Genomic DNA, 22,060 nt, shown 5'->3' with positions numbered 1-22,060 from the left:
AACTTCTTTCATTGCGTTAAGCATTTGTTCATCTCGATCACAGGTGGAGCGACGAACGGCACGGATCCAGGATGGGCTGTCCGACGGCCTCGTGCCCGCCCGTGCCAAGTTCCAGCGGCCATGGGGCGCAAGCCTTCGGATACGCCGCCTCGTCCGCGCCCGGCGCGGGCCCGCACATCGGCGCTCGGGGTCGGATTTGGTTAGAGGGCTACGAGTGGCGGGCTCCTCGTTTCGAGGGGCGCCCGCGAACGATCGCCAAGCGGGTTGCCGACGGCTCGCGTCCCCGCTCCGGAAGTTGCGCCCCGGCCGAGGGTCCGGCATTGCTCCGGCAGCCGAAGCGGAGGGGTTCAGGCGATGCCGACAGCTCGGGTCACGGTGGTTGATCACCCGCTCGTGCAGCACAAGCTGACGTACCTGCGGGACAAGAACCGCTCGACCAAAGGATTCCGCCAGCTTCTCAACGAGATCGGCATGCTCCTCGCCTACGAGGTCACGCGGGATCTTCCGCTCGAGGCGGTGACCATCGAGACGCCGCTTCAGCCGATGGAGGGCCGACAGATCCAGGGCAAGAAGCTGGTCCTGGCGCCGATCCTGCGGGCAGGGGTCGGCTTCCTCGACGGCATGCTGTCGCTCGTCCCATCGGCGCGGGTTGCCCATGTCGGACTCTACCGGGATCCGGACACGCTCGAGGCGGTGGAGTATTACTTCAAGGCGCCCTCGGATCTCGCCGACCGGACTGTCCTGGTCCTCGACCCGATGCTGGCCACAGCGAATTCGGCCATCGCGGCCCTGGATCGGTTGAAGGCGCGGGGCGCGTCGGACCTGCGGTTCGTCTGCCTGCTGGCGGCGCCGGAGGGCCTCGCCAAGTTCCAGGCCGCGCATCCCGACGTGCCGGTCTGGACCGCCGCCATCGACAGCCACCTGAACGATCACGGCTACATCGTGCCGGGCCTCGGCGACGCCGGCGACCGAATGTACGGGACGCGCTGAACGCCCGCGGCCCTGCGCCGAAGCATCGAGCGTTGGCTTTGAACCGCTACGGCCGCGAACTGAAGGAGCGGGCACGGCCCTTGCCGACGACCTTGCGCAGCACGCGGGAGAGTTCCTCCACCGAATAGGGCTTCTGGATCAGGTCGAAGCCGTGGACCCCTTCCTGCGCGAGCACGTGGCTGTAGCCGGAGGTGAGGACGACAGGCAGGTCGGGCAGACGCCGTTCCAGCTCCCGGGCGAGGGCGATCCCGCCCATTCCGGGCATCACCACGTCCGAGAACACGGCGTCGAAGCGGAACGGGATCCGCTCGATTTCCTGAAGCGCCTCCTCGGCGTTCGTCGCCCAGACCGTCCGGTGGCCGAGATCTTCAAGGATCTGCGTGGCAAAGCGGCCGACCTCGACGTTGTCCTCGACCACGAGGATGCACAGGCTTGCGCCCTCGATGCTGCGCTCGTCGAGCGGGTCCTCATCGGCCTTCTCGGGCGCCCCTTCGACCTGCGGTAGGTACAGGGTGAAGGTCGTGCCTTCCCCGGGCCGGCTCGCGACGTCGACGTCGCCCCCGGACTGCTTCGCGAAGCCGAAGACCTGGGAGAGCCCGAGGCCGGTGCCCTTGCCGATGTCCTTGGTGGTGAAGAACGGCTCGAAGATCCGCGGCAGCACGTCGGGGGCGATCCCGAGACCGGTATCGGAGAGCGACACGGCCGCGAAGGTGCTCCGCGATCCGGCGTGGCCGCGGATCGCCGGCATCGGCCGCCCGCCGACCAACCGGAGGGTCAGCGTGCCTTCGCCGCTCATCGCATCGCGGGCGTTGACCGCCATGTTGATCAGCGCGGTTTCGAACTGGCTGAGATCCGCCCGAATGTAGCAGGGCTCGTCGGGGATCCGGGCCTCGACGGTGATCCGCGCGCCCGTGACGGAATCGAGCATCTCGGCGACGGCGCGCAGCGAGGCGCCGACCTCGAAGACCTCGGGGCGGAGGGCCTGCCGGCGCGCGAAGGCGAGGAGCTGACCGGTGAGCTTGGCGGCCCGGTCCACCGTGTCGGAGATCGCCTCGACGTAGCGGCGCCGCCGCTCCTCCGGCAGGTCCGGCCGCTTGAGCAGGTCGGTGGACGACTTGATCACGGTCAGCAGGTTGTTGAAGTCGTGGGCTACGCCGCCGGTGAGCTGGCCCACCGCCTCCAGCTTCTGCGACTGCCGCAGGGCTTCCTCGACGCGCTCGCGCTCCACGCTCTCGGATTGCAGGCGGTCATGCGCCTCCGCCAGGGCACGCATGTGCCGCCGCTGCTCGGTCAGGTCGGTCAGGATCCCGCACAGGAGGGGCTTGTCGCCCTGGCGCTCGAAGCGGCTCAACGACAGGAACGTCGCGCTCTCCGCGCCCGCCGACGCCTTGAGCGCGATCTCCTCGCGAACCGGGCTCGCAACGGCCCGCTGGACCAGTTGATCGAGGTCGGTATCGGTGCGCACGAAATCGCGCAACGACCGACCGATCAGCCGCTCCTGCGGCTCGGCAAGCATGTCGGCCAATCGGCGGTTGCAATAGAGCACGGTGCCGTCCAGCCCGAGGGTGAAGGCACCCTCCTGAATCTGCTCGATCAGCACGCGGTACGGGCGGTCGGCATTCTCCAGGGTGTAGACCAGACGCTCGTGGTTCGGTCCCTCGACCACCACCGCGTCGAAATCGCCCCGGCGGATCGCCGCGAGCGTCTCCTCGCTCTCCTCGAGCCGCGCTTCGAGCTCGCGGATATGGGTTCGATAAGCTTCCGGGCCCGGCTCGTCTCCGGGCAGCAGCGCGTCGACGCCCATCACCGCGCCTCCATAGCGGGATCGATCTCGAGCACGCGCAGAAGGCGGTCCTCGTCCAGGAGATCCCCCGAGATGCGGCGCTCGGGCAACGGAGCGACCTTCAGCAGCGTCGGGGCAGCCAGAATCCCGTCGCGCTCGGCCAGATCGGGCTGCTGGTAAATGTCGACGATCTCCAGCTCATACCGGTTCGGGATGTGGGTCTCGCAGACCCGGCGCAGGAACTCGACGGCGCGCAGGGATCGCGGCGCGGTCCCGGCCACGAACAGCCTCAGGCTGTAGCGGTCCTGGGCGCCTGAAGGCGCGATGCCGCCGATCAAGGCTGGTCCGCCCTCGGCCGGATGTCCAGACCGACCAGAACCTTCTCGGTGTTCGACAGGTCGCCGATGATCCGCTTCAGCGGAGAGGGCAGCCGGCGCACCAAGGTCGGGATCGCGAGAATCTGATCGCCCGCGGCGAGCTGCGGATTCTTCATGAGGTCGACGACCTCGATGTCGTAGCGGCCCGCCAGATGCTCCTCGCAGAAGCGCTTGAGATTGGTCATCGCGGCAAGCGACTTCGTCGTCTGCCCGGCGACGTAGAGGCGCAGATGATAATGGTTCGGATCGCGGTCGGGATCGGTCTCCGGAACCGGATCTTCCGAGGTCGTGTCGTTCATTCCGCGGCACTCCGTCGTGCGGTCAGTTCCTGCCGTTCCCTCGCGCGGTCCGCCTCGCGCAACCCGTCCTCCACACGAAGACGTTCCTCCTCATCCTCAGTGGCTTCCAGACTGGCGCGGAGTTCCTCCATCTGCCGCTCGATCGCCGATCGTCGACGCGCGACCTCGCGGATTTTTCGCTCGGTCTCATGCAGGCGCCGCTGCGTCTCCGCCATCTCACGCGCCTCTTGCACCATCCGGGCCGTGCCGGTCAGGACGCCCGCCGGGCCGATATAGGCATCGACCAGCCGGATCCCGTTCGATGACATGAGGAACTCCCGAACTTGGTTCGAGTGGCTCATGCCGCGCGCTTTTATGACATAGAGCGTGCGTGTCCGTTCGCCGTTGGCTTCCATGTTCTGGAGCTTGACCCAGGCATCCATCAGCGAGGACACGCCGAGATCGTCCTCCTTCACGAGGGAACCGTCGCCGCGCAGGGTGGTGAACACCGCCGTGATGCCCCGGGTCTTGATCAGGTCGATCATCCGGAGGAGCGTCGCCTGTAATTCGCTCGTCGAGCCGCGCAGGGCGGAGATCGGATCGATCACGACCACGTCCGGGCGGAACTGGTCGAGGTCGCGATGCATCCGGGCGAGGTGCGTCTCCAGTCCGAACAGGCTCGGGCGTGCGGCCTCGAAGCGCAGGAGCCCGCTCGCGATGTGCCCGGCGAGATCGAGCCCGATCGAGCGCGCGTTGCGCACGATCTGCGCGCTGCTCTCCTCGAACGCGAAGGCCATGCAGCGCTCGCCACGCCGGCAGGCCGCATCGATGACCGAGGCCGTCAGCATGGTCTTGCCCGTGCCGGCCTCACCCGAGATCAGGATGCTGGAGCCGCGATAGAATCCGCCCGGGCCGAGCATGGCATCCAATCCGGCGATTCCCGACGAGATGATCCCGCCCGGCACCTCGTAGTCGAGCTCGGCCGACGTGACCGGCAGGACGCTGATGCCCGCGTGGTCGATCAGGAACGGGTATTCGTTGGTGCCATGCGCCGAACCGCGATATTTGACCACCCGGAGACGGCGTGTGGTGATCTGGTCCTCGATGCGGTTGTCGAGCAGCACCACACAATCCGAGACGTACTCTTCCAGCCCCTGCCGGGTGAGCTGCCCTTCGCCCCGCTCGCCGGTGATAATCGCCGTCAGGCCGCGATCCTTGATCCAGCCGAACAGGCGTCGCAGCTCCGCGCGCAGCAGCGATGGGTCGGTGAAACCCGCAAACAGGGTCTCGATCGTGTCGAGCACGACGCGCTTGGCGCCGATGCTGTCCACCGCGAAGCCGAGGCGGATGAACAGGCCTTCCAGGTCGTACTCGCCGGTCTCCTCGATCTCGCTGCGCTCGACGCGCACGTGGTCGATGGCGAGCTTGCTTGCGGCGACGAGCCCGTCGAGATCGTAGCCGAGGGAGGCGACGTTGGCGGCCAGATCCTCCGCCCGCTCCTCGAAGCTCATGAACACGCCCGGCTCGTCGAACAGGGTCGCGCCGTTGACCAGGAACGTGGTGGCGAACAGGGTCTTGCCGCAGCCCGCGGCGCCGCAGATCAGGGACGGGCGGCCCGCCGGAAGGCCGCCAAAGGTCAGATCGTCGAAACCCGCGATGCCGGTGGGCGACTTGGCGAGGGCCGTCAGCATCTTCGGGGCAGCTATCTGGTCAGTCACGATGATCGGTGTCCCGAACGTCTCTGTCGAAGGCAGAGGCTCGAAAGGGCCCTGCGGCGCCGTCCCCCCCCCCAGGCGGCAGGTTACAATCCGCGGCGGGGCGGCTCGGAGAGCTGGCAAGACGGGCCGAGATCACCCCGGATGCGGTATGGCAACGGCATCCCAAGCGCAATACGCGGCCGCTACGATCCCACCGCTTCGATCTTGGCCGGCGACCGCCGGTGATCCGTGCCGGCGCGACCGGCTGAGAGTGCGAGCCACGTCGTCCCGGGCATGCGGAGCGGAATGCGGACCTGCGGGTCCGTCGACATGCCAGGTCTGGGCGCCGGCGCCGCTTCCGAATTCCGTCTCGTCCGCGGCTACACCCCGCCGAGCCCGGCAATTGACCAACATTCGCCGTCCATTGATCACAGCTGCACATTGTATTCATCCGGCGAGGTGTTGCACACTCCGATCGTCAGGCCGATGCGGCGGCAAAAGCCGCACGGTGCGCAGGAGGAAATCCATGGCGATCGATCGGAGCGTATCCCGCCGGGCGCTGGCCCTGCTTGCAGTGGCCGGGCTGGTGACAACGGAGCCGGCCCGGGCCGCCGATCCGATCCGGATCGGGGTGATCGCCGAGGCGCAATCCGTGGTCGGGGCCTCGATCCCGCAGGCGGTGCAACTCGCCGCCGACGAGATCAACGCCAAGGGCGGCATCGACGGTCGTCAGATCCAGGTCGTCACCTACGACGACAAGTCCTCCGCCTCCGACGCGGTCCGCGCCTTCCAGCGGGCGGTCTCCGAGGACAAGGTCAACCTCGTCATCGCCAGCTACATCTCGGAGGTCGTGCTGGCCCTGATGCCCTGGGCGGCCCGGCTCAAGACGCCGATGATCACGCCGGGCGCGGCCTCGAACGAGATCAGCCTTGCGGTCCATAAGGACTACGCCCGCAACAAGTACACCTTCCACGGCTACCTGACTTCGGCAGCCCTGGCGCAGTCGATCTGCGACTCCACCAAGGACATGCTGATTGATCTGATGAAGGTGAAGACCGCCGCGATCATGAGCGAGGATGCGGCGTGGACCCGGCCGCTCGATGTCGGCTACGAGAAATGCCTGCCCGAGATCGGCGTGAAGGTCGTCGACCACATTCGCTTCTCGCCGGACACGGGCGACTTCACGCCGATCTACAACAAGATCGAGGCGGCCAAGCCCGACCTGATCGTCACCGGCATCTCGCATGTCGGGGTCCAGCCGACCGTGCAGTGGCAGAACCAGCAGGTGCCGCTGGCCATGACCGGCATGAACTCGCAGGCGACTTCCTCGACCTTCTGGGCCAACACCAACGGCGCCACCCAGGGCGTGATCTTCCAGAGCATTGCGGTGCCGGGGGCGGCGATCACCGACAAGTCGCTGGCGTTCAGCGACGCGTTCAAGAAGCGTTTCGGAAGCGATCCGTCCTACGCCGGCTACATGGCCTACGATCAGGTCTACTACGCGGCCGACGCCGTGAAGCGCGCGGGCACCACGGAGGCCGACAAGCTCGTCGAGGCTCTGGAGACGACCGACTGGGTCGGCACTGTCGGGCGCACGCAGTTCTACGGCAAGGACGACCCGTTCACCCACTCGATCCGGTACGGCCAGGGCTTCATCACCGGTTTGATCGCGCAGTGGCAGGACGGCAAGCAGGTGGCGATCTGGCCGAAGAGCCTCGCGCAGGGACAGATCGTGATCCCGGCCGCCGTGAAGGCTGCCGCCCGGTAGGCACCGGGTCTCGCGGCGGAGCCGGTTGGCGCCGCCGCTTGCCAAGCGCAGTCCTTGCAAAGCGCGGTCGTTGCCGCAACTAGAGCCCGAGCGCGGTGCCGTGGACCCGGCCCGAGATTCCGCGCCGGAGAGGATCCATCGATGGCCAGCCCCGACCTGCCCGAGACCATGCGCCAGATCCGCTTCACCGGTTCCGGCGGGCCGGAGGTGATCGCCGTCGAGACCGCCCCGGTGCCGCGCCCGGGGGCGGGCCAGGTGCTGATCGAGGTCGTCGCCGCCGGAGTGAACCGGCCCGACGTTGCCCAGCGGTCCGGGGTCTACCCACCGCCTCCGGGCGCAACCGAGACCCCCGGCCTGGAAGTCGCCGGCCGCGTGATCGCGCTCGGGGAAGGCGTCACCGGCCTGGCACCGGGCGACGAAGTCTGCGCCCTCGTCATCAGCGGCGGCTACGCGGAATTTGCGGTGGCGGAAGCGAGCCACTGCCTGCCGCGCCCGAAGGCGGTCTCGCTGGTCGATTCCGGCGGCCTGCCGGAGACCTTCTTCACGGTGTACTCGAACGTCGTGCAGCGCGGTCGCCTCGCCCGGGGCGAGAGCTTCCTGGTCCATGGCGGCTCGAGCGGCATCGGTGCCACCGCGATTCAGATCGCCAAGCATGTCGGGGCCCGGGTCTTCGCCACCGCGGGCTCGGCGGAGAAGTGTCGGTTCTGCGAGGAACTCGGGGCGGATGCCGCCATCGACTACAAGCAGGCGGACTTTGCCGAGGAGGTGAAGCGCCTCACCGATGGGCGCGGCGTCGACGTCATCCTCGATATGATCGGGGCGAGCTATCTGCCCCGGAACCTGAAATCCCTCGCGCCGGATGGCCGCTTGGTGATGATCGCTCTCATGGGCGGCTACAAGGTCGATGGCTTGAACATCACGCCGATCATGCGCAACCGCCTGACCTTCACCGGCTCGACCCTGCGCCCGCGCCCCAAGGCCGACAAGGCCGCCATCGCCGAAGGCCTGCGCAAGGACGTCTGGCCGGAGCTCGATGCCGGCCGCATCCGCTCCGTCACGCACGCGACCTTCCCGCTGGAACAGGCCCGGCAGGCGCATGAGCTGATGGAATCGAGCGCGCATCTCGGCAAGATCCTGCTGACGACAGGTCGCTGACGGCCGACCACAGGAACCCGCCTCGTCGGCACCGCGTTGGCGGCCGGTAACGGAAACGTGTCGCAGACCGCCGTCCGGCGTGTTGCGTCCTGCTGACGAGGATTGTGCAGATGGTCGAGAAATTGAACCAGCAGGAGAGCCGGCAGGGTGAGCGCGGCAAGCCCGTGCTCTGGGTGCTGGTGGCGAGCCTCGTCCTCCTGGCGATCGCCACGGTCGGGCTGCTGACCTGGAACGGATCGAATTCGCCCAAGGACTACGCCAGCCAGAGCCAGGATGCGTCGCGGCGCGAGGTGACCGGCTCGGTCAACGGTCAGTCGAACGGCGCGTCGCCGTCGAACAGCACCGGGGTTCCGGGCGGAAACCCGTCGTACCCGCAGCCGGCTCAGCCGGGCGCGAATGGCGGCGCTGCGAAGTAAGGCGTGTATCCGAGGCGGCGCGCGCGCCGCCTCAACGCGGGTTTCAGCGGGTCGGGATCGGCGTCGGGCCGCGGTAATCGTAGAAGCCGCGCTTGGCCTTGCGTCCGAGCCAGCCGGCCTCGACGTACTTCACGAGGAGCGGGCAGGGGCGGTACTTTGAATCCGCCAGGCCCTCGTAGAGCACCTGCATCACAGACAGGCAGGTATCGAGGCCGATGAAATCCGCGAGCTGCAGCGGGCCCATCGGGTGGTTCGCACCGAGCTTCATGGCCGTGTCGATCGACTCGACCGACCCGACGCCCTCGTAGAGCGTGTAGATCGCCTCGTTGATCATCGGCAGCAGGATGCGGTTGACGATGAAGGCCGGAAAATCCTCCGACATGGTCGAGGTCTTGCCGAGCTTGGCGATGAAGACCTTGGCCGCCTCGTAGGTCGTATCCTCGGTGGCGATGCCGCGGATCAGCTCGACGAGCTGCATCACCGGCACCGGATTCATGAAGTGGATCCCGATGAACTTCTCGGGCCGGTCGGTGGCTGCGGCCAGCCGGGTGATCGAGATGGACGAGGTGTTGGTCGCGACCAGCGTCTCCGGCCGCAGCGACGAACACAGCGTGCTGAAGATCTCGCGCTTCGTCGCCTCGTTCTCGGTCGCGGCCTCGATCACCAGATCGCACGGACCCAGCGCATCGAAATCCCGCGCCGGTTGAATGCGGGCGCGGGCCTCGCGGCTGTCGCCTTCCGTCAGGCTACCCTTGGAGACGAGGCGGGCGAGGCTGCCCTCGATCACGCCGAGGCCGTTCTCAAGGCGGTTCGGATCGCGGTCGTTCAGCAGGACGTCGAGACCGGCCGCGGCGCAGACCTGCGCGATGCCACTGCCCATCTGGCCCGCGCCGATGATGCCGACCCGCTTGATCTCCATGTCCATCTGCCGACCTGTGCCCCTAATGCGGATGCCGATGCACGGCCGCCCGTTCAACGAACTGCGCCGCCGCGACGGCGAGGTCCCGCGCTCGCCGTCTTCTAGACCAATCACCGGCGCGGAAGAAACCCGCGACGTCGCACGCGGCAACAATGCCCATGCCGCGTCGACGAGGCGAAAACCCCGCCGCTACTGGCCCTTGGCCTTGCCGATCTCGGATTGCAGCTCCGGAACAACCTGGAAAAGGTCGCCGACAAGCCCGTAATCCGCCACCTGGAAGATCGGCGCGTCCTCGTCCTTGTTGATCGCGACGATGACCTTGGAATCCTTCATCCCGGCGAGATGCTGGATCGCCCCGGAGATGCCGACCGCCACGTAGAGGTCCGGCGCCACCACCTTGCCGGTCTGGCCGACCTGCCAGTCGTTCGGCGCGTAGCCCGCGTCGACCGCGGCACGCGAGGCGCCCACCGCCGCCCCGAGCGTATCCGCCAGCGGCTCGATCAGCTCGTGGAACTTCTCCGACGAGCCGAGCGAGCGTCCGCCCGACACGATGATCCGGGCCGAGGCCAGCTCCGGCCGGTCCGACTTGGCGATCTCCTCGCCCTTGAAGGTCGAGCCGCCGGCCTCGGGCGCGGCCGCCGAGACGGCCTCGACGGGAGCGGCGGCGCCGCCCTCTTCCGCGGCCTTGAACGCCGCCGTGCGCACGGTGATCACGGTCTTGCCGCCGGGCGTCTGCACGGTCTGGATGGCGTTGCCGGCGTAGATCGGCCGCTCGAACGTGTCGGGCGAGACCACCTTGATGATGTCGGAGATCTGCACGACGTCGAGCAGGGCGGCCACGCGCGGCAGCACGTTCTTGCCGGTCGTGGAAGCCGACGCGATGATCACGTCGTACGGGCCGGCGATCGACGCGATCAGCGCCCCGACGGGCTCGGCGAGGTCGTGGTCGTAGGCACCGTCCTCGGCAACCAGCACCTTCTCGACGCCGTCGAGCTTGGCCGCCGCCTCGGCCACGGCCTTGGCGCCGCTGCCGAGCACGAGGGCGTGGATCGGCGCGCCGATCTGCTTGGCGGCGGTGAGCGCCTTCAGCGTTCCGTCCTTGATCTGTCCGTTGCCGTGCTCGACGAAGAGGAGTGTCGTCATGACCGTCCGAGAGCCTTCGAGTGGGGTGACGCGAGGCTCGACCGGCGGCCGGGAGCCCCGCGATGTGAATCAGATAACGCCGGCTTCGACCTTGAGCTTCTGAACGAGCTCGGCCGCGGAGCCGACCTTGACGCCCGCGGAGCGGCCCGGCGGCTCGGCGGTCTTCAGCACCTTGAGCTTCGGGGTCACGTCGACGCCCAGCGCGTCGGGCGCCAACTCCTCGAGGGGCTTCTTCTTGGCCTTCATGATGTTCGGCAGCGACGCGTAGCGCGGTTCGTTGAGGCGCAGGTCCGTGGTGACGATCGCAGGCAGCTTCAGGCTCACCGTCTGCAGGCCGCCATCGACCTCGCGGGTCACGTCCAGGCTGCCGTCGCCGGCCTCGATCTTGTAGGCAAAGGTGCCCTGCGGCCATCCGAGCAGCGCGCCGAGCATCTGGCCGGTCTGGTTGGAGTCGTCATCGATCGCCTGCTTGCCCAGGATCACCAGTTCCGGGCTCTCCTTCTCGACCACGGCCTTCAGGAGCTTGGCGACCGCAAGCGGCTCGCAGTTGACGTCGGTCTTCACCAGAATGGCGCGGTCGGCGCCCATGGCGAGCGCGGTGCGGAGCGTCTCCTGGGCCTGTTGCGGGCCGATCGAGACGGCCACGATCTCGGTGACCTTGCCCTTCTCCTTCAGGCGGATCGCCTCCTCGACGGCGATCTCGTCGAAGGGGTTCATCGACATCTTGACGTTGGCGAGTTCGACCCCGGAGCCGTCGGCTTTCACGCGGATCTTGACGTTGTAGTCCACCACCCGCTTGACGGGCACCAGCACCTTCATGGCGGTCACGATCCTTCCCCGGAGGATTCTTTTCGTCGTGCAAGACTCGCCGACCGGCGCCAGAGGGCGCGGCGTGGCGAGGGCACGCAAAGCGCGCGGACCGTAACGGCCACATTTCCGCCTTGTCAACGCGGCGCGGCGGCGGCCCTCAGGTGCCGGGCGTAAGTAAACGGAAGCGTGGGGCGCCCGAGGTCAATGACCGCGTCATTCCAGCTGTGAGGAGGAGGCCGCGAATTCGATCAGGGCCCGAGGGCCGGCAGAGGGCCACGGCGGCCCTGGATTTCGGACTCGCTTACGACGCATTGGAAGGACGGCGGTTCGGCTTCACGGCCGATCCGGATCCGGTGGTCTGCCTAGAGCTGTGCCAGAGCGCGTTGCGCCAAGCAGCAGGCCCCCCGCAGAGAACGGCCGTCCAATCCTTCCTCTCATCCTGAGGTGACCGCGAAGCGGGCCTCGAAGGAGGGCTCCAGCCAGCCGCGCGACTACTGGAGCCCTCCTTCGAGGCCTCCGCTACGCTCCAGCACCTCAGGATGAGGGGCCGCAATGCGCTCGGGCGCGGATCGAGATCAGCCCGAGGTCGGCTCTTCGAAATCGCGAACCCGCGATCAGCGGTTGGCGCCGGGCACCCACAGGACGTCGTCCGCGCCGTCGGAATTGGCCGCGCGGCTCGCCACGAACAGGAAATCCGAGAGCCGGTTCAGGTAGCGCAAAGCCTCGGGCGAGACGGTCTCGTCCTCGCGGGCCGCGAGGCTCACGGCGAGGCGCTCGGCCCGCCGGCATACGGTGCGGGCGAGGTGCAGCGCGGCGGCGGCCGGCGAGCCGCCCGGCAGGACGAAGGATTTCAGCGGCGGGATCGCGGCGTTGAGCGCGTCAATGTCGCGCTCCAGGCGCTCGACCTGGCTCGCGACGATCCGCAGCGGCTCGTAGGGGAGGGGCTCCGGGGTCGGCGGCGTCGCGAGGTCGGCGCCGAGGTCGAACAGGTCGTTCTGGATCGCCCCCAGCATGGCGTCGAGGGACCCCTGGCTGTGCAGGCGCGCCATCCCGATGCAGGCGTTGGTCTCGTCGACCGTGCCGTAAGTCTCGATCCGCAGGTCCGCCTTCGAGCGGCGCTGCCCATCCGCCAGGGCCGTGGTGCCCTTGTCGCCGGTACGTGTGTAGATGCGGTTGAGCTTGACCAAGGAGTAGGGCGCCTCAGAACGTGTAGCCGATCTTGCCGCCGAAATTGGTCAGCCCCCGGTTGTTCGCGCAGAGGCCGGCGTTCGACATGTGCTCGACGGTGGCCATGATGCTCCAGTGCTCGGTCAGGCGATAGCCCAGAGCCGCGGCCTCCCGGAACATGGGCGAGCAGCCGAGCGTGTTGAAGCCGTAGGGCGTCTGCGCCTTCGGGCCGGTGTAGCCGTTATGGGCGACACCGCCGAAGAAGCCGTCGAGGAAGATGCGGCGGTTGAATGTCTCGGGGAAGATCTCGAGCGTCCAGGTGGCGCCGAGATAGGCGTAGCTGGTCCGTCCGCCGGTGTTGTAGCTGCCGCCCACCGTCGGCCGCGGCACGAAGGCCTGCCAGAACGGATCGGCGCTGATCTGCGGCTTGGCGAACAGAATCTCGCCGTTGACGTTCGCCTTGCTGAATCCCGGGAGCTTGCCCTCGGCGCTGCCCGGATCCTGCACCGAGCCGCCGATCCGGACCTCCGACACGATGCTCAGCGGCTGGGCCGGCGCCGCGTAGGCTGCCGGGAGCGCCGGCGGCAGGTCGGCGGCCGAGACGGGCAGGATCGCCGCGCCGGTCATGAGGCCGATCAAACAGAGACGGGAAGGGGCGGTCATGCGGTCTCGGCCGGGTAGGCTTGGCGGGTAGCTCGGCCGAACCTAGCAGAGGCCTGCGCGCTCAGGCGCCGAATTCATCCGCTGCCTGCGCGAAACCCGCGATGTGCGGCGGCGTGGTCACACCCTTGCGTTGCCGGGCTCACGTGCGCCCTGCGGGTCCGGGCTCACCTGCGAAGGCCGGAGCGACAGTGCGGGCCGGACGGACGCGATGAAGCGATCAGGGCTCCTCAGGCCGAGCGCCACCAGACCACGCCCATGATGACCAGGATGGCCACGAACTGCAGCAGCACGCGCAGGCGCATCAGCTTCTGCGAGACATTGGCGCTGCCGCCCCGCATCATGTTGGCCAGGCCGAGGAACAGCACCACCGCAACGGCGAGGCACGCGAGAAGGACGAGGGTGTTCGACGACATGCTGACGGGGATCCGTGCCGGACGCAGGGCCGCCTATCGGCCCGGCGACGCTGCGTGAGATGAGGGAGGTTCAGTTGCGACGGAGCAGGCGCTCGAAATAGTCGAGTTCCTCGCGCGGCCGGGTCGGGTCGCCGAGCTTGCGCCGCAGCTCTTCCATGATGCGTCGCGCCCGCTGGACGGCCGATTCATCGGCTGTCGGCACGCGCACCCGGCCGTCGCTCATGTCGCGTCCGCGGGTGGGGCGGCCGAGCGGATCGTCGTCGCGGGCGCCGGCCTGACCCTGCTGCCCGGGCTGCTGGCCGCCGTCCTGCTGACCCTCGCCCTGGCCCTCGGCCATCTCCTGCATCTGCTGCGCCATGCCCTCGGCACCGCGCTTCAGGCCGTCGAGGGCGCGGCCCTGGGCATCGACCGCCTCGCCGGAATCACCTTGCTTCAGGGCGTTCTCGGCCTCGCGCATGGCATCCTCGGCATCGGAGAGCCCCTGCTCGCCGCGCATGCCGTTCTCCTTCATGCGCTTCTCCAGCTCCTCGAGGCGCTGGCGGAGGGCCTGCTGACGCTCGCCGACATTGCCCTGCTGGCCCTGTCCCTGCTGTCCCTGCTGGCTTTGCCCCTGCTGGCCTTGTTGTCCCTGTTGCCGCTGGCCTTGCTGGCCCTGGCTGCCCTGCTGCCCGCGCTGGCCCTGCTGCTGCCCGCGATCCTGCTGCCGATGGCCGCTGCGCGGCTGCTGACCATCCTTGAAGGTCTCGTCGCGCAGGCCCTGCTGCTCCTTGGCCATGTCGTCGAGGTCGCGCATCTGCTTCTGCATCTCGCGCGAGGCCTGATCCGAGCGGCTGCCGCGCTCGGCGGTCTGGAGGTTCTCCAGGATGTTGCGCAGCTGCTCCATGAGCCGCTGGGCCTCGGCGGTGTCCCCGCGCTTCATGGCCTCGGCCATGTCCTGGATCATCTTGTCGAGATCCTGGGGCGTCACGGTTTTGGATTGGGGGTTGCTCTGCCCCCGGTCGCTCTGGTCGCGGTTCTCGCGGCCCTGCTTCTGAGCCATCTCGGACAGGAACTTGTCGAGCGCCTGCTTCAGGTCCTGGGTCAGGCGCTTGATCTCGTCGTCGGGCGCATTGCGCTCGATCGCCTCCTTGAGGCGATCCTGGGCCTGCCGCAGTTGCTTCTCGGCGTCGGACAGGTCCCCGTCCTCGATTTTGAGCGCCATTTCCCAGAGCAGGTCGGCGACATCGACCAAATCGGCATCCGAGCGCGCCCGGCGCAGGCGCTCGGTGGCCGTCCGCAGGCCGAGGAAGATCGCGGGCTGCGGCGTGAACGTGTCGGGGGCGACGAGGAGCGCGTCCAGGGCGCCCTGCACCCAGCGGCGGTCCGTGTCCGGCGCCGTGATCAGGCGGCGCCGCTCCTCGGCAAGCGCCCGGGCGAGCGGGTCGCGGAACGGGCGCGCCGGCAGGGTGATCTCGGTGTCGGGCGTCTTGCCTTCCTGGCCCGCCTCATCCTTCACCACGATGTGATAGCGCACCCGAGCGCCCGACCACGGGCTGTCGGTCAGGTCGACGAGGGTCTTGGTCTCGGAATCGCCGCTGGCATCGGCCGGCAGGGCGAGACCGATATGCGGCAGCGGGACCAGCGCGCGGCCGGATTTCAGCGGCGCGATCACCGCCTCGGCGGAGCTGATCCCGTAATCGTCCTTGGCCTTGTAGGTGAGGTTGAAGGTGCCGCGCCCGTTGACCTCCGGGCCGCCGATTGCGGTCACCTCCGGCGGCCGATCGGGGATCGCGTCCACGGTCAGGCGCTGGCGGCCGGCCGGCGTGGCGATCACCAGCTCCGCGCCGCCGACGATGCGGTAGCGCTCCTCCCGCAGGTCGGGGCGCGCCTCCTGGCCGGGGACGGGGACGAGGCCCGCATTGGGCGTCAGGGTCGTGTCCGCGGCCGCCTTGCCCTGGCCGGCGATCCGCACGATCAGCTGCGCGTTGACCGGCGCCCGCAGGTGCTGGTCCGTGCCGTCCATGGCGATCAGGAGCGGCGGCAGGCGGGTGTAGATGGGCGGATCGATCCAGCCATCGACGCGGAAGTTCGGTCCCGGCGCGGCCGGTTCATGCCAGTCGAAGGCGGCGCCGATGCGCTCGCGCCACTCGGGCCCGGCGGCAAACAGGCTGGCGATGGCCGCGACCGTCAGGCCGGCCCGGAGCGCGAAGGGATCGCGCCGGGTCATGCCCGGCCGCGGCAGACCGACGCGCAGGGCGGCCACGGCCTGCGCGGCGCGGCGCTGGTGCAGGGCCCAGAGGACCTGACTGCCCGCATCCGCGGCGCCCACCGCCAGGGTGTCCTGAGCCGCCGAAGCCGGGCCGTGCCGCAGGGCCGGATCGCGGGCGGCCGCATCGCGGTCCAGGCGGGCGAGGGCCGCGCGCCGGCCCGGCCGGCCCAGATGGGCGAGGGGCAGGAGCGCGACGACCAGAAGCACGGCCAGGATCCCGAGGCCGATCTGGCGCCAGAGCGGCGTCACGTCGAGCCATAGGCCCGACCATGACAGGATCAGGAAGAGGAGCCCGACGCCCAGCCCGCGCCAGAGCACCGGCCAGGCCTGCTCCCACACGGCGGCTGCCCGTGCCTGCGCGACGAGCCTGTCGAGCCGCGCGTTCGCGGTCGTGCGACCCGGCTCGGGTCCGTTCCTGCCGGTCTTGCTGCCGAAGCCGTCCCTGTCGATCACGCCGACCGTTCCGCCTCACGCCAAAGGATGGGCCGGGGCTGCCGGACGGATCCGGACCCCAATCGCTTGAGGCTATCATGGTGGGCTGCGGCGGTCGGCGGGTCAAATCCGCGCGACAGGGCGTGCCGGGTCCTCAGTTGTGCGCCTGGATGAAGTTGCGCACCTGCGGGTAGATCTGCGAGTCCCAGCGCCGGCCCGCGAAGACACCGTAATGGCCGACGCCGGCCTGGAGATGGTGGGCGCGCATATAGGGCGGCAGGTCGGTGCAGAGATCGTGCGCCGCCATGGTCTGGCCGACGGCACAGATGTCGTCCCGCTCGCCCTCGACGGTCATGAGGGCCGTCCGGCGGATCGCCCGCAGGTCGATCGGCGCGCCGCGATAGGTCGCCTCGTTCTTGGCGAGAGTGTAATCCTGGAACACCGTCTTGACCGTCTCCAGGTAGAACTCGGCCGCGAGGTCCAGCACGGCGAAATACTCGTCGTAGAAGGTCTCGATCGCCTCGGCCTTGTCGGCCTCGCCCTTGGCCATGTGCCAGAACAGGTCGGTATGGCCTTGGACGTGGCGTTTGGCGTTCATCGCCATGAAGGCGGAGACCTGGACGAAGCCCGGGTAGACCTTGCGGCCGGCGCCCTTGTGCCGCCTGGGCACCGTCGCGATCAGGTTCTGCTCGAACCACGCGATCGGCTTCGAGGTCGCGAGCTCGTTCACCCCGGTCGGGTTGATCCGGCAATCAACCGGCCCGGCCATCAGGGTCATGCTGCGCGGGGCGGCCGGGTCCTTCGCCTGCGCCATCGCGGCCGCCGCGACCAGGGCCTGGACCGCCGGCTGGCACACCGCGACCATGTGCGAGCCCTCGCCCATCGTCTGCAGGAACTGGATCAGGTGCCCGACATAATCGTCGAACCCGAACCGGCCCTCCGAGAGCGGCACGTCGCGGGCATTGTGCCAATCCGTGATGTAGACATCGTGATCCGGCAGCATTGTGCGCAGGGTGGCGCGCAGCAACGTCGCGAAATGCCCGGACATCGGCGCCACCATCAGCACCTTGGGTTGCTCGGTGTGGATGTCCTTCCTGAAGTGCAGCAGGGTCCCGAACGGCGTCACCGCGACCGGCTCCTCGGCGACCGGGACGCTGCGGTTGCCGACCATCACGCTGTCGATCCCGTAGGCCGGCCGGGCAAAGGTCAGGCCGGCACGCATCATCATCCGGGCGCCCGCGGACATCCAGGAGACCGGCTCGCCGAGCCCGGCCCAGGGGGACCACAACGTGTCCAGCACCTGACCCCAAGCGCGGGTTTGCGCGGCGAGGTCGGTCTGCAGGTCGAACGCGTCGTACAGCATCGGGCGGGCACTCGCAGGAGCCCCGCCCGGCACGCGGGCGATCTGGGCGGCAACGTGGTTGATGCCGGGATCAATCTGCATCAGCATGGCCCTGCAGGATGGTTCTCGCGGCCGAGCCCGGCAACCGTCCGAAAGGGGGCGGGAGATAAGAATCATCCTGACGTGGCTTTGATGCATCAATTCGTTCTCCAGCGGCCGGGGCCGCGGAGGCAGGATCGTGCAACCGGCTGCGCACAGGTGGCCGCGACGGAGAGCGGGCGTGCCAGGAATCGTGCCTGGCGACCGCCCTACGACGCCCGGCGGATCACAGGCCCGGGCCCGTTTTCGGTGTGACGGTGCTCGCAGGCGATCTTGAGGTAGCGGTCGCTGCCGCCGGGCAGCCCGGCCTGCGCCGCCATGGTCTGCGCGTGCATCAGGCACTCCATCGGCGTGTGTGCCGGAGCCACGATGACGTCGAGTGCGGTGTCGCGAGAGCAATCCTGTGCGAGCAACGTGCCGGCACAGACCAGGGCAACGGAGAGCAATTCCGACATGACGGACCTCGGCTTCGAGCGATCGAAAGGTCCGCGGGGTGCTCTGGCGTGCGAGCCGCCGCGTTGTCGTTGCCTGGGTGCTTCCTCCGCTTGTCGCCTCCCTTAAGCACGGGATGTGCCAGTCGCCGACCCTGATCCCGGGTCAGTCGCGTGCGGGGAGCCAGTGCGTTTCCGGCTCGCCCGCCGGCAGGAGGGCCGCGACGGCGTCAAGATCGACGACGTACTGGTCGGTGAGCATCCGCCACATCTCGACCGGCGAGTTCGCGTTCGGCCGCAAGCCGTCGAGGGCGCGCGCCAGCGTGGCGAGGTTCACGAGCTTCGGGCGCTGCAGGAGCGGATCAGCGTTCAACATCGGGTCCGGCCTCTTTCCGACGCCGGCATTCTCCAGCGCTCATGGTTAATAGGCAGTTACAGCCGGCCGCGAGCATTTGGGTTTGACTTAAAATTCCTGCACTAATGATTGAAATCTTGATTATCGCGATGGATTAGCCAGACAGAAAGACAGCGTGACTGTCTTCGTTTGATTCTGGCGGGTTCGTCTTGCCGAAGTCCGGCGGCGCGTGTTCCGGCGGGGTTGGCCGTCTGCCTGAGCAGGCATCTCGGTTCACAAGCCCGACCCCATCCCTTATCACGCAGGCGACTGAGGCGATCCCGCACTATGAGGACGCCACCTGGCCGACCCCGCTGTCGCTCCCGGCCGATTGTGCGAACGGAACACCATGGACGCCACACCTGAAGCGATCGGTGCGACGCAGGGGCCGACGGCCCGGCTCGTGCTGGCCTCCGCGTCGCCGCGCCGCCTCGCGCTCCTGCAGCAGATCGGCATTGAGCCGGATGCGCTGTTGCCTGCCGAGATCGATGAGACCCCGCGCAAGGCTGAGCCGCCTCGTGAGCTCGCGCGCCGCCTCGCCCGCACCAAGCTGGCCACGGCCGAGGCTGCGCTCCATCTCGAGGACACGAAGACGCCGACATGGCTTCTGTCCGCCGACACCGTCGTTGCGGTCGGTCGACGGGTTCTGCCGAAGGCCGAGGTGCCGGACGAGGCGGCCGACTGCCTGCGCCTTCTCTCCGGCCGCCAGCACCGGGTGTTCACGGCGATCTGTGTGCTCTCGCCGCGCGGACGGCGCGAGCGGATCGTTGAGAGCCGCGTGCGCTTCAAGCGCCTGTCGGGTCGGGACATTCAGGGCTACGTCGCCTCGGGCGAATGGCGCGGAAAGGCCGGCGGCTACGCGATCCAGGGTCTCGCCGGCGCTTTCGTGGTGAAGCTCGTTGGCTCCTACAGCGCCGTGGTCGGATTGCCGCTCTACGAAACGTTGAGCCTGCTCGAAGGCGAAGGCTATCCTGTCCGTGCCGGCTGGGGCAGCCTCGCGTGAGCCGGGAACCGCGGGAGGCTTGCCCGATCTGCCGACGGCCGGCGGCACCGGACTTTAGGCCGTTCTGCTCCCAGCGCTGCGCCGATGTCGACCTCGGGCGTTGGCTCAACGAGCGCTACGCGATTCCGGAGGAGCTCGACTCGGACGAGCCGCCGCCGGAGCCGGATCCGGAGCGCTGAAACTTTTTTCGGCCTTTCCGTCACGCCGGTGTCACGGCAAGGCTGGACACGCCGTCCGGCACTGACTATACCCCGCGGCGTCCGAGACCGAGACCGGCGCGGACGACGCCCAGGTAGCTCAGTTGGTAGAGCATGCGACTGAAAATCGCAGTGTCGGTGGTTCGATTCCGCCCCTGGGCACCATCAGCTTTCTGAACACTTCTAAAGACTCGGCGGGATCCGCGCATTTGGGCGCGTGACCGTGATCGCGAGCTCTGCTGCCTCGAGTGTTGAGGTTTTCGGCCCAGAGATCGTGAGTACGTATGCGGGGCCTGAGTCGCTGAACTCGCCGCGGTATCCTGATCCTCGACGAACTGCGCGGCCGGAGCGTCTTCGATAGGCGGCGACGCCGCCGCGATCCGGTTAACGAAACAACGGCTTCAGCGTGATCGCGCTGATGTTGCTGCGTTCACGAGTATTGCTGGATCATGGATGGCGGACCACCAATGCCGAAGATTTGATAGCGCGACAGCATTCCGTGAGAACCATACATTTATAACGGAAGCCAGCATCCAGCTTTTCTGTGCGGGGTCACTGTTCCGTCGTGCAGGTATATCTGACCCAGACGGCTGCCGAGCAGCCGTTTTGTGCCACGCTGCGACAGCGGACGTGCGTACTGTCAAAAACTATACATTTGGTCGAGTGCGGTTGACGGTTTCTTTCCAGACAAGACTCCTTGATGTCGAATGAAAGCAGTCTAACATGGATCAGCTTTCAATCAGGGTGGCGCGATACGATGCCGAAGTGGAAGTCTCTCGACGGGTGGATTTCCGCGTCTGCAATCCAGGGCGTGACTGACGCTCTGGACGTGATCGGCAACTGGTCCTGGGATGCGGCATCGGACGGGGCACGCTCGGACAGGCTCGTGGCACGTCTATTCGGTGTCGATCCGGAGGAAGCCGAGGCGGGTCTGCCGCTGTCCGCCTACGCCGCCGGGGTCCATGCTGCAGATCGGTCGCGTCTCCGGACGACCTTCCGCGAGGCAGCGCGCAACGGCTGGCCGTATGTCACCGAGTTCCGCGTCTGCTCGTCGGACGGTGTGCTGCGCTGGGTCCTCGCGCGCGGCCGATTCTCGCGCAATCACATGGGCCGGCCGGTGGGCGGGTGCGGGATCGTGGTGGACATCACGGACCTGCGGACGAACGATGGTGACCTCGCCTTCGCCCGATCCGAGGCGGTGTTCCTGACCGGAGAGCCGCCGCTCGAACGTGCCGCTGCCGCTGCGATGATGGCCTACCGTGCCATCGATGCCGTGCCCGATCCGGGTCTCAAGGCGCGCGCCGAGGCGCTCCTGTTCGACATCGGTCGCAAGCTCGCCGCCCAGGAACACGCGGCGCGGCGCAAGGAAATGAACTGATCGAATCCATCCGGCGCGGAACTGCGCGCGCCCGGATCAGGAGGCATCCTGGTCGCGCAAGTGCAAGTAGGTCGGATCGAACTCGGCGGCCGACATCAACCCGTCCCAATCATGCACGGTCAGACGGCGGCTCCGCAGCGTGATCAGGCCGGCGGTCTTCAAATCCCGGATCGTGCGGTTCACGTGAACGGGTGTGATGCCGAGGGCATCGGCGAGTTCCGGCTGGGTCATCGGCATCTCGAAGGTTCGATCCGGCGCCAGCCCGACGGCACCGAGACGCGTGATCAACTCGCAGAAGAGATGCGCCATGCGCGCGTAGGCGTCGCGCCGTCCCGTGTTGAGCATCCATTCCCGAACCAGGGCGGCATCGATCAGGGTCGCGCGCCAGAAGACTTCGTTCAGCCGCGGATGCTGGCGCAGCAGCGCCCGCACGGCCTCGTGCTGCACGAAACCGACCCGGCACGGGCTGACCGAAGCGATGCTAATATCGAGGACCTCGAGGTAGAGACTCTGAAAATCCGGCATGTCGCCCGGCACATGGTATCCCATGACCTGCCGCTTACCGGCGCGTGTCGACTTGTAGGTGCAGGCGATGCCGTCCAGCACGGCGAAGCTCCGGGCCGGCCGGTCGCCCTCACGCACGATGTCCTGGTAGGCGTCGATCTGCGCCACCTGCACCGGCATGGCCGACAATGCAGCCATCTCGGCCTCGCTCGGCTTGAACAGGACGATGCTGTCGATCTTGCGCAGGAACGGATGCCTGTTCGCCTGCTGCATCTGTGCTGTCACTGCTCCGCGGCGGTAAGGCGTCGGCAATCGACCGACGACCACGAGCAGCCGCATCCAATGCCGCCCTCGGATAGGATAGGGCTCCGCCGGGACCCGGACCAGAGCACGAAGTCCCGGAGGGCGAACGGCACATCAATATCATCCGTCCGAAATGGATGGCTGTTCCGC

At 68.0% G+C, this 22,060-nt stretch carries 22 protein-coding genes and 1 tRNA gene; 8 read left to right on the top strand and 15 right to left on the bottom strand.

Annotated features, from left to right (window positions below; genetic code table 11):
• Window positions 1–354: 354 nt before the first annotated feature.
• Window positions 355–990 carry a uracil phosphoribosyltransferase gene (gene upp / locus ABIE45_RS27285; RefSeq protein WP_192707526.1) on the top strand — a complete coding sequence of 212 codons (636 nt, stop codon included), beginning with the start codon at window positions 355–357 and terminating at the stop codon, window positions 988–990.
• A 46-nt stretch (window positions 991–1,036) separates the two neighbouring features.
• On the opposite strand, the gene ABIE45_RS27280 is transcribed toward upp, so the two are convergent.
• The 4 genes from ABIE45_RS27280 to kaiC are packed head-to-tail and all read right to left on the bottom strand — an operon-like array spanning window position 1,037 to window position 5,119.
• Window positions 1,037–2,794, bottom strand: a complete 1,758-nt coding sequence (locus ABIE45_RS27280; RefSeq protein ID WP_192707527.1) for an ATP-binding protein — start codon at window positions 2,792–2,794, stop codon at window positions 1,037–1,039.
• Window positions 2,794–3,111: a circadian clock KaiB family protein gene (locus ABIE45_RS27275; RefSeq protein WP_373622714.1), complete on the bottom strand. Its 318-nt coding sequence runs from the start codon at window positions 3,109–3,111 to the stop codon at window positions 2,794–2,796. The genes ABIE45_RS27280 and ABIE45_RS27275 overlap by 1 nt, the downstream gene beginning before the upstream one ends.
• Window positions 3,108–3,449: a circadian clock KaiB family protein gene (locus tag ABIE45_RS27270; RefSeq protein WP_192707528.1), complete on the bottom strand. Its 342-nt coding sequence runs from the start codon at window positions 3,447–3,449 to the stop codon at window positions 3,108–3,110. Before ABIE45_RS27270 ends, ABIE45_RS27275 begins: the two co-directional genes overlap by 4 nt.
• Window positions 3,446–5,119 (bottom strand): circadian clock protein KaiC, encoded by a 1,674-nt coding sequence (kaiC, locus tag ABIE45_RS27265; protein ID WP_192707809.1) that lies wholly within the window; start codon window positions 5,117–5,119, stop codon window positions 3,446–3,448. Before kaiC ends, ABIE45_RS27270 begins: the two co-directional genes overlap by 4 nt.
• Window positions 5,120–5,651: 532 nt before the next feature.
• On the opposite strand from kaiC, the gene ABIE45_RS27260 reads away from it, so the two are divergent.
• From ABIE45_RS27260 to ABIE45_RS27250, 3 genes are all read left to right on the top strand, one after another.
• On the top strand, window positions 5,652–6,893 hold the full coding sequence (locus ABIE45_RS27260; RefSeq protein WP_192707529.1) for an ABC transporter substrate-binding protein: 1,242 nt from the start codon (window positions 5,652–5,654) through the stop codon (window positions 6,891–6,893).
• 141 nt (window positions 6,894–7,034) lie between these two features.
• Window positions 7,035–8,048, top strand: a complete 1,014-nt coding sequence (locus ABIE45_RS27255) for an NAD(P)H-quinone oxidoreductase (protein WP_192707530.1) — start codon at window positions 7,035–7,037, stop codon at window positions 8,046–8,048.
• Window positions 8,049–8,158: 110 nt separating this feature from the next.
• Window positions 8,159–8,464, top strand: a complete 306-nt coding sequence (locus tag ABIE45_RS27250; protein WP_192707531.1) for a hypothetical protein — start codon at window positions 8,159–8,161, stop codon at window positions 8,462–8,464.
• 43 nt (window positions 8,465–8,507) lie between these two features.
• Here ABIE45_RS27250 and ABIE45_RS27245 read toward each other — a convergent pair whose 3' ends face one another.
• From ABIE45_RS27245 to ABIE45_RS27200, 10 genes are all read right to left on the bottom strand, one after another.
• On the bottom strand, window positions 8,508–9,389 hold the full coding sequence (locus ABIE45_RS27245; RefSeq protein ID WP_192707532.1) for a 3-hydroxybutyryl-CoA dehydrogenase: 882 nt from the start codon (window positions 9,387–9,389) through the stop codon (window positions 8,508–8,510).
• Window positions 9,390–9,572: 183 nt separating this feature from the next.
• Window positions 9,573–10,526 carry an FAD-binding protein gene (locus ABIE45_RS27240; protein WP_192707533.1) on the bottom strand — a complete coding sequence of 318 codons (954 nt, stop codon included), beginning with the start codon at window positions 10,524–10,526 and terminating at the stop codon, window positions 9,573–9,575.
• A 69-nt stretch (window positions 10,527–10,595) separates the two neighbouring features.
• Entirely contained in the window at window positions 10,596–11,345 is a 750-nt protein-coding gene (locus tag ABIE45_RS27235; RefSeq protein WP_192707810.1) for an electron transfer flavoprotein subunit beta/FixA family protein, read from the bottom strand.
• A gap of 605 nt (window positions 11,346–11,950) precedes the next feature.
• Complete coding sequence (locus tag ABIE45_RS27230; protein ID WP_192707534.1) at window positions 11,951–12,523, bottom strand: cob(I)yrinic acid a,c-diamide adenosyltransferase; 573 nt, start codon at window positions 12,521–12,523, stop codon at window positions 11,951–11,953.
• A gap of 13 nt (window positions 12,524–12,536) precedes the next feature.
• On the bottom strand, window positions 12,537–13,166 hold the full coding sequence (locus tag ABIE45_RS27225; RefSeq protein WP_192707535.1) for an acyloxyacyl hydrolase: 630 nt from the start codon (window positions 13,164–13,166) through the stop codon (window positions 12,537–12,539).
• Between the two features lie 227 nt (window positions 13,167–13,393).
• The gene (locus ABIE45_RS27220) at window positions 13,394–13,579 is read right to left on the bottom strand and encodes a twin transmembrane helix small protein (RefSeq protein WP_192707536.1); all 186 of its coding nucleotides are present in this window, start codon (window positions 13,577–13,579) and stop codon (window positions 13,394–13,396) included.
• Between the two features lie 70 nt (window positions 13,580–13,649).
• The gene (locus tag ABIE45_RS27215) at window positions 13,650–16,280 is read right to left on the bottom strand and encodes a TIGR02302 family protein (protein WP_192707537.1); all 2,631 of its coding nucleotides are present in this window, start codon (window positions 16,278–16,280) and stop codon (window positions 13,650–13,652) included.
• 133 nt (window positions 16,281–16,413) lie between these two features.
• Complete coding sequence (locus ABIE45_RS27210; RefSeq protein ID WP_192707811.1) at window positions 16,414–17,622, bottom strand: polyhydroxyalkanoate depolymerase; 1,209 nt, start codon at window positions 17,620–17,622, stop codon at window positions 16,414–16,416.
• Window positions 17,623–17,909: 287 nt separating this feature from the next.
• Window positions 17,910–18,155 carry a hypothetical protein gene (locus ABIE45_RS27205; RefSeq protein WP_192707538.1) on the bottom strand — a complete coding sequence of 82 codons (246 nt, stop codon included), beginning with the start codon at window positions 18,153–18,155 and terminating at the stop codon, window positions 17,910–17,912.
• A gap of 142 nt (window positions 18,156–18,297) precedes the next feature.
• Window positions 18,298–18,507, bottom strand: a complete 210-nt coding sequence (locus ABIE45_RS27200; protein ID WP_192707539.1) for a hypothetical protein — start codon at window positions 18,505–18,507, stop codon at window positions 18,298–18,300.
• 367 nt (window positions 18,508–18,874) lie between these two features.
• On the opposite strand from ABIE45_RS27200, the gene ABIE45_RS27195 reads away from it, so the two are divergent.
• The 4 genes from ABIE45_RS27195 (at window position 18,875) to ABIE45_RS27180 (ending at window position 21,103) form a co-directional block, all read left to right on the top strand.
• Window positions 18,875–19,528, top strand: coding sequence for a Maf-like protein (locus ABIE45_RS27195; protein ID WP_192707540.1), 654 nt, complete (start codon window positions 18,875–18,877; stop codon window positions 19,526–19,528).
• Window positions 19,525–19,707: a DNA gyrase inhibitor YacG gene (locus tag ABIE45_RS27190; protein ID WP_192707541.1), complete on the top strand. Its 183-nt coding sequence runs from the start codon at window positions 19,525–19,527 to the stop codon at window positions 19,705–19,707. The genes ABIE45_RS27195 and ABIE45_RS27190 overlap by 4 nt, the downstream gene beginning before the upstream one ends.
• A 107-nt stretch (window positions 19,708–19,814) precedes the next feature.
• Window positions 19,815–19,890: transfer RNA gene (locus tag ABIE45_RS27185), tRNA-Phe, on the top strand.
• Window positions 19,891–20,536: 646 nt separating this feature from the next.
• Window positions 20,537–21,103 (top strand): PAS domain-containing protein, encoded by a 567-nt coding sequence (locus tag ABIE45_RS27180; RefSeq protein ID WP_373622712.1) that lies wholly within the window; start codon window positions 20,537–20,539, stop codon window positions 21,101–21,103.
• Window positions 21,104–21,139: 36 nt separating this feature from the next.
• Here ABIE45_RS27180 and ABIE45_RS27175 read toward each other — a convergent pair whose 3' ends face one another.
• Window positions 21,140–21,880, bottom strand: a complete 741-nt coding sequence (locus tag ABIE45_RS27175) for a Crp/Fnr family transcriptional regulator (RefSeq protein WP_192707543.1) — start codon at window positions 21,878–21,880, stop codon at window positions 21,140–21,142.
• Between the last annotated feature and the right edge of the window lie 180 nt (window positions 21,881–22,060).

Origin of the sequence: Methylobacterium sp. OAE515, from assembly GCF_041806315.1 — a bacterium.
In the GTDB taxonomy this organism is placed as follows: domain Bacteria; phylum Pseudomonadota; class Alphaproteobacteria; order Rhizobiales; family Beijerinckiaceae; genus Methylobacterium; species Methylobacterium tardum.
This window is presented reverse-complemented; position numbering and strand designations above follow the sequence as displayed.

Excerpts from the sequence above, each read along its gene's own strand:
- upp (WP_192707526.1), top strand. The coding sequence starts at position 355 with ATGCCGACAGCTCGGGTCACGGTGGTTGATCACCCGCTCGTGCAGCAC.
- ABIE45_RS27280 (WP_192707527.1), bottom strand. The coding sequence starts at position 2,794 with ATGGGCGTCGACGCGCTGCTGCCCGGAGACGAGCCGGGCCCGGAAGCT.
- ABIE45_RS27270 (WP_192707528.1), bottom strand. The coding sequence starts at position 3,449 with ATGAACGACACGACCTCGGAAGATCCGGTTCCGGAGACCGATCCCGAC.
- kaiC (WP_192707809.1), bottom strand. The coding sequence starts at position 5,119 with ATGCTGACGGCCCTCGCCAAGTCGCCCACCGGCATCGCGGGTTTCGAC.
- ABIE45_RS27260 (WP_192707529.1), top strand. The coding sequence starts at position 5,652 with ATGGCGATCGATCGGAGCGTATCCCGCCGGGCGCTGGCCCTGCTTGCA.
- ABIE45_RS27255 (WP_192707530.1), top strand. The coding sequence starts at position 7,035 with ATGGCCAGCCCCGACCTGCCCGAGACCATGCGCCAGATCCGCTTCACC.
- ABIE45_RS27250 (WP_192707531.1), top strand. The coding sequence starts at position 8,159 with ATGGTCGAGAAATTGAACCAGCAGGAGAGCCGGCAGGGTGAGCGCGGC.
- ABIE45_RS27245 (WP_192707532.1), bottom strand. The coding sequence starts at position 9,389 with ATGGACATGGAGATCAAGCGGGTCGGCATCATCGGCGCGGGCCAGATG.
- ABIE45_RS27240 (WP_192707533.1), bottom strand. The coding sequence starts at position 10,526 with ATGACGACACTCCTCTTCGTCGAGCACGGCAACGGACAGATCAAGGAC.
- ABIE45_RS27235 (WP_192707810.1), bottom strand. The coding sequence starts at position 11,345 with ATGAAGGTGCTGGTGCCCGTCAAGCGGGTGGTGGACTACAACGTCAAG.
- ABIE45_RS27225 (WP_192707535.1), bottom strand. The coding sequence starts at position 13,166 with ATGACCGCCCCTTCCCGTCTCTGTTTGATCGGCCTCATGACCGGCGCG.
- ABIE45_RS27220 (WP_192707536.1), bottom strand. The coding sequence starts at position 13,579 with ATGTCGTCGAACACCCTCGTCCTTCTCGCGTGCCTCGCCGTTGCGGTG.
- ABIE45_RS27210 (WP_192707811.1), bottom strand. The coding sequence starts at position 17,622 with ATGCTGTACGACGCGTTCGACCTGCAGACCGACCTCGCCGCGCAAACC.
- ABIE45_RS27205 (WP_192707538.1), bottom strand. The coding sequence starts at position 18,155 with ATGTCGGAATTGCTCTCCGTTGCCCTGGTCTGTGCCGGCACGTTGCTC.
- ABIE45_RS27200 (WP_192707539.1), bottom strand. The coding sequence starts at position 18,507 with ATGTTGAACGCTGATCCGCTCCTGCAGCGCCCGAAGCTCGTGAACCTC.
- ABIE45_RS27195 (WP_192707540.1), top strand. The coding sequence starts at position 18,875 with ATGGACGCCACACCTGAAGCGATCGGTGCGACGCAGGGGCCGACGGCC.
- ABIE45_RS27175 (WP_192707543.1), bottom strand. The coding sequence starts at position 21,880 with ATGCAGCAGGCGAACAGGCATCCGTTCCTGCGCAAGATCGACAGCATC.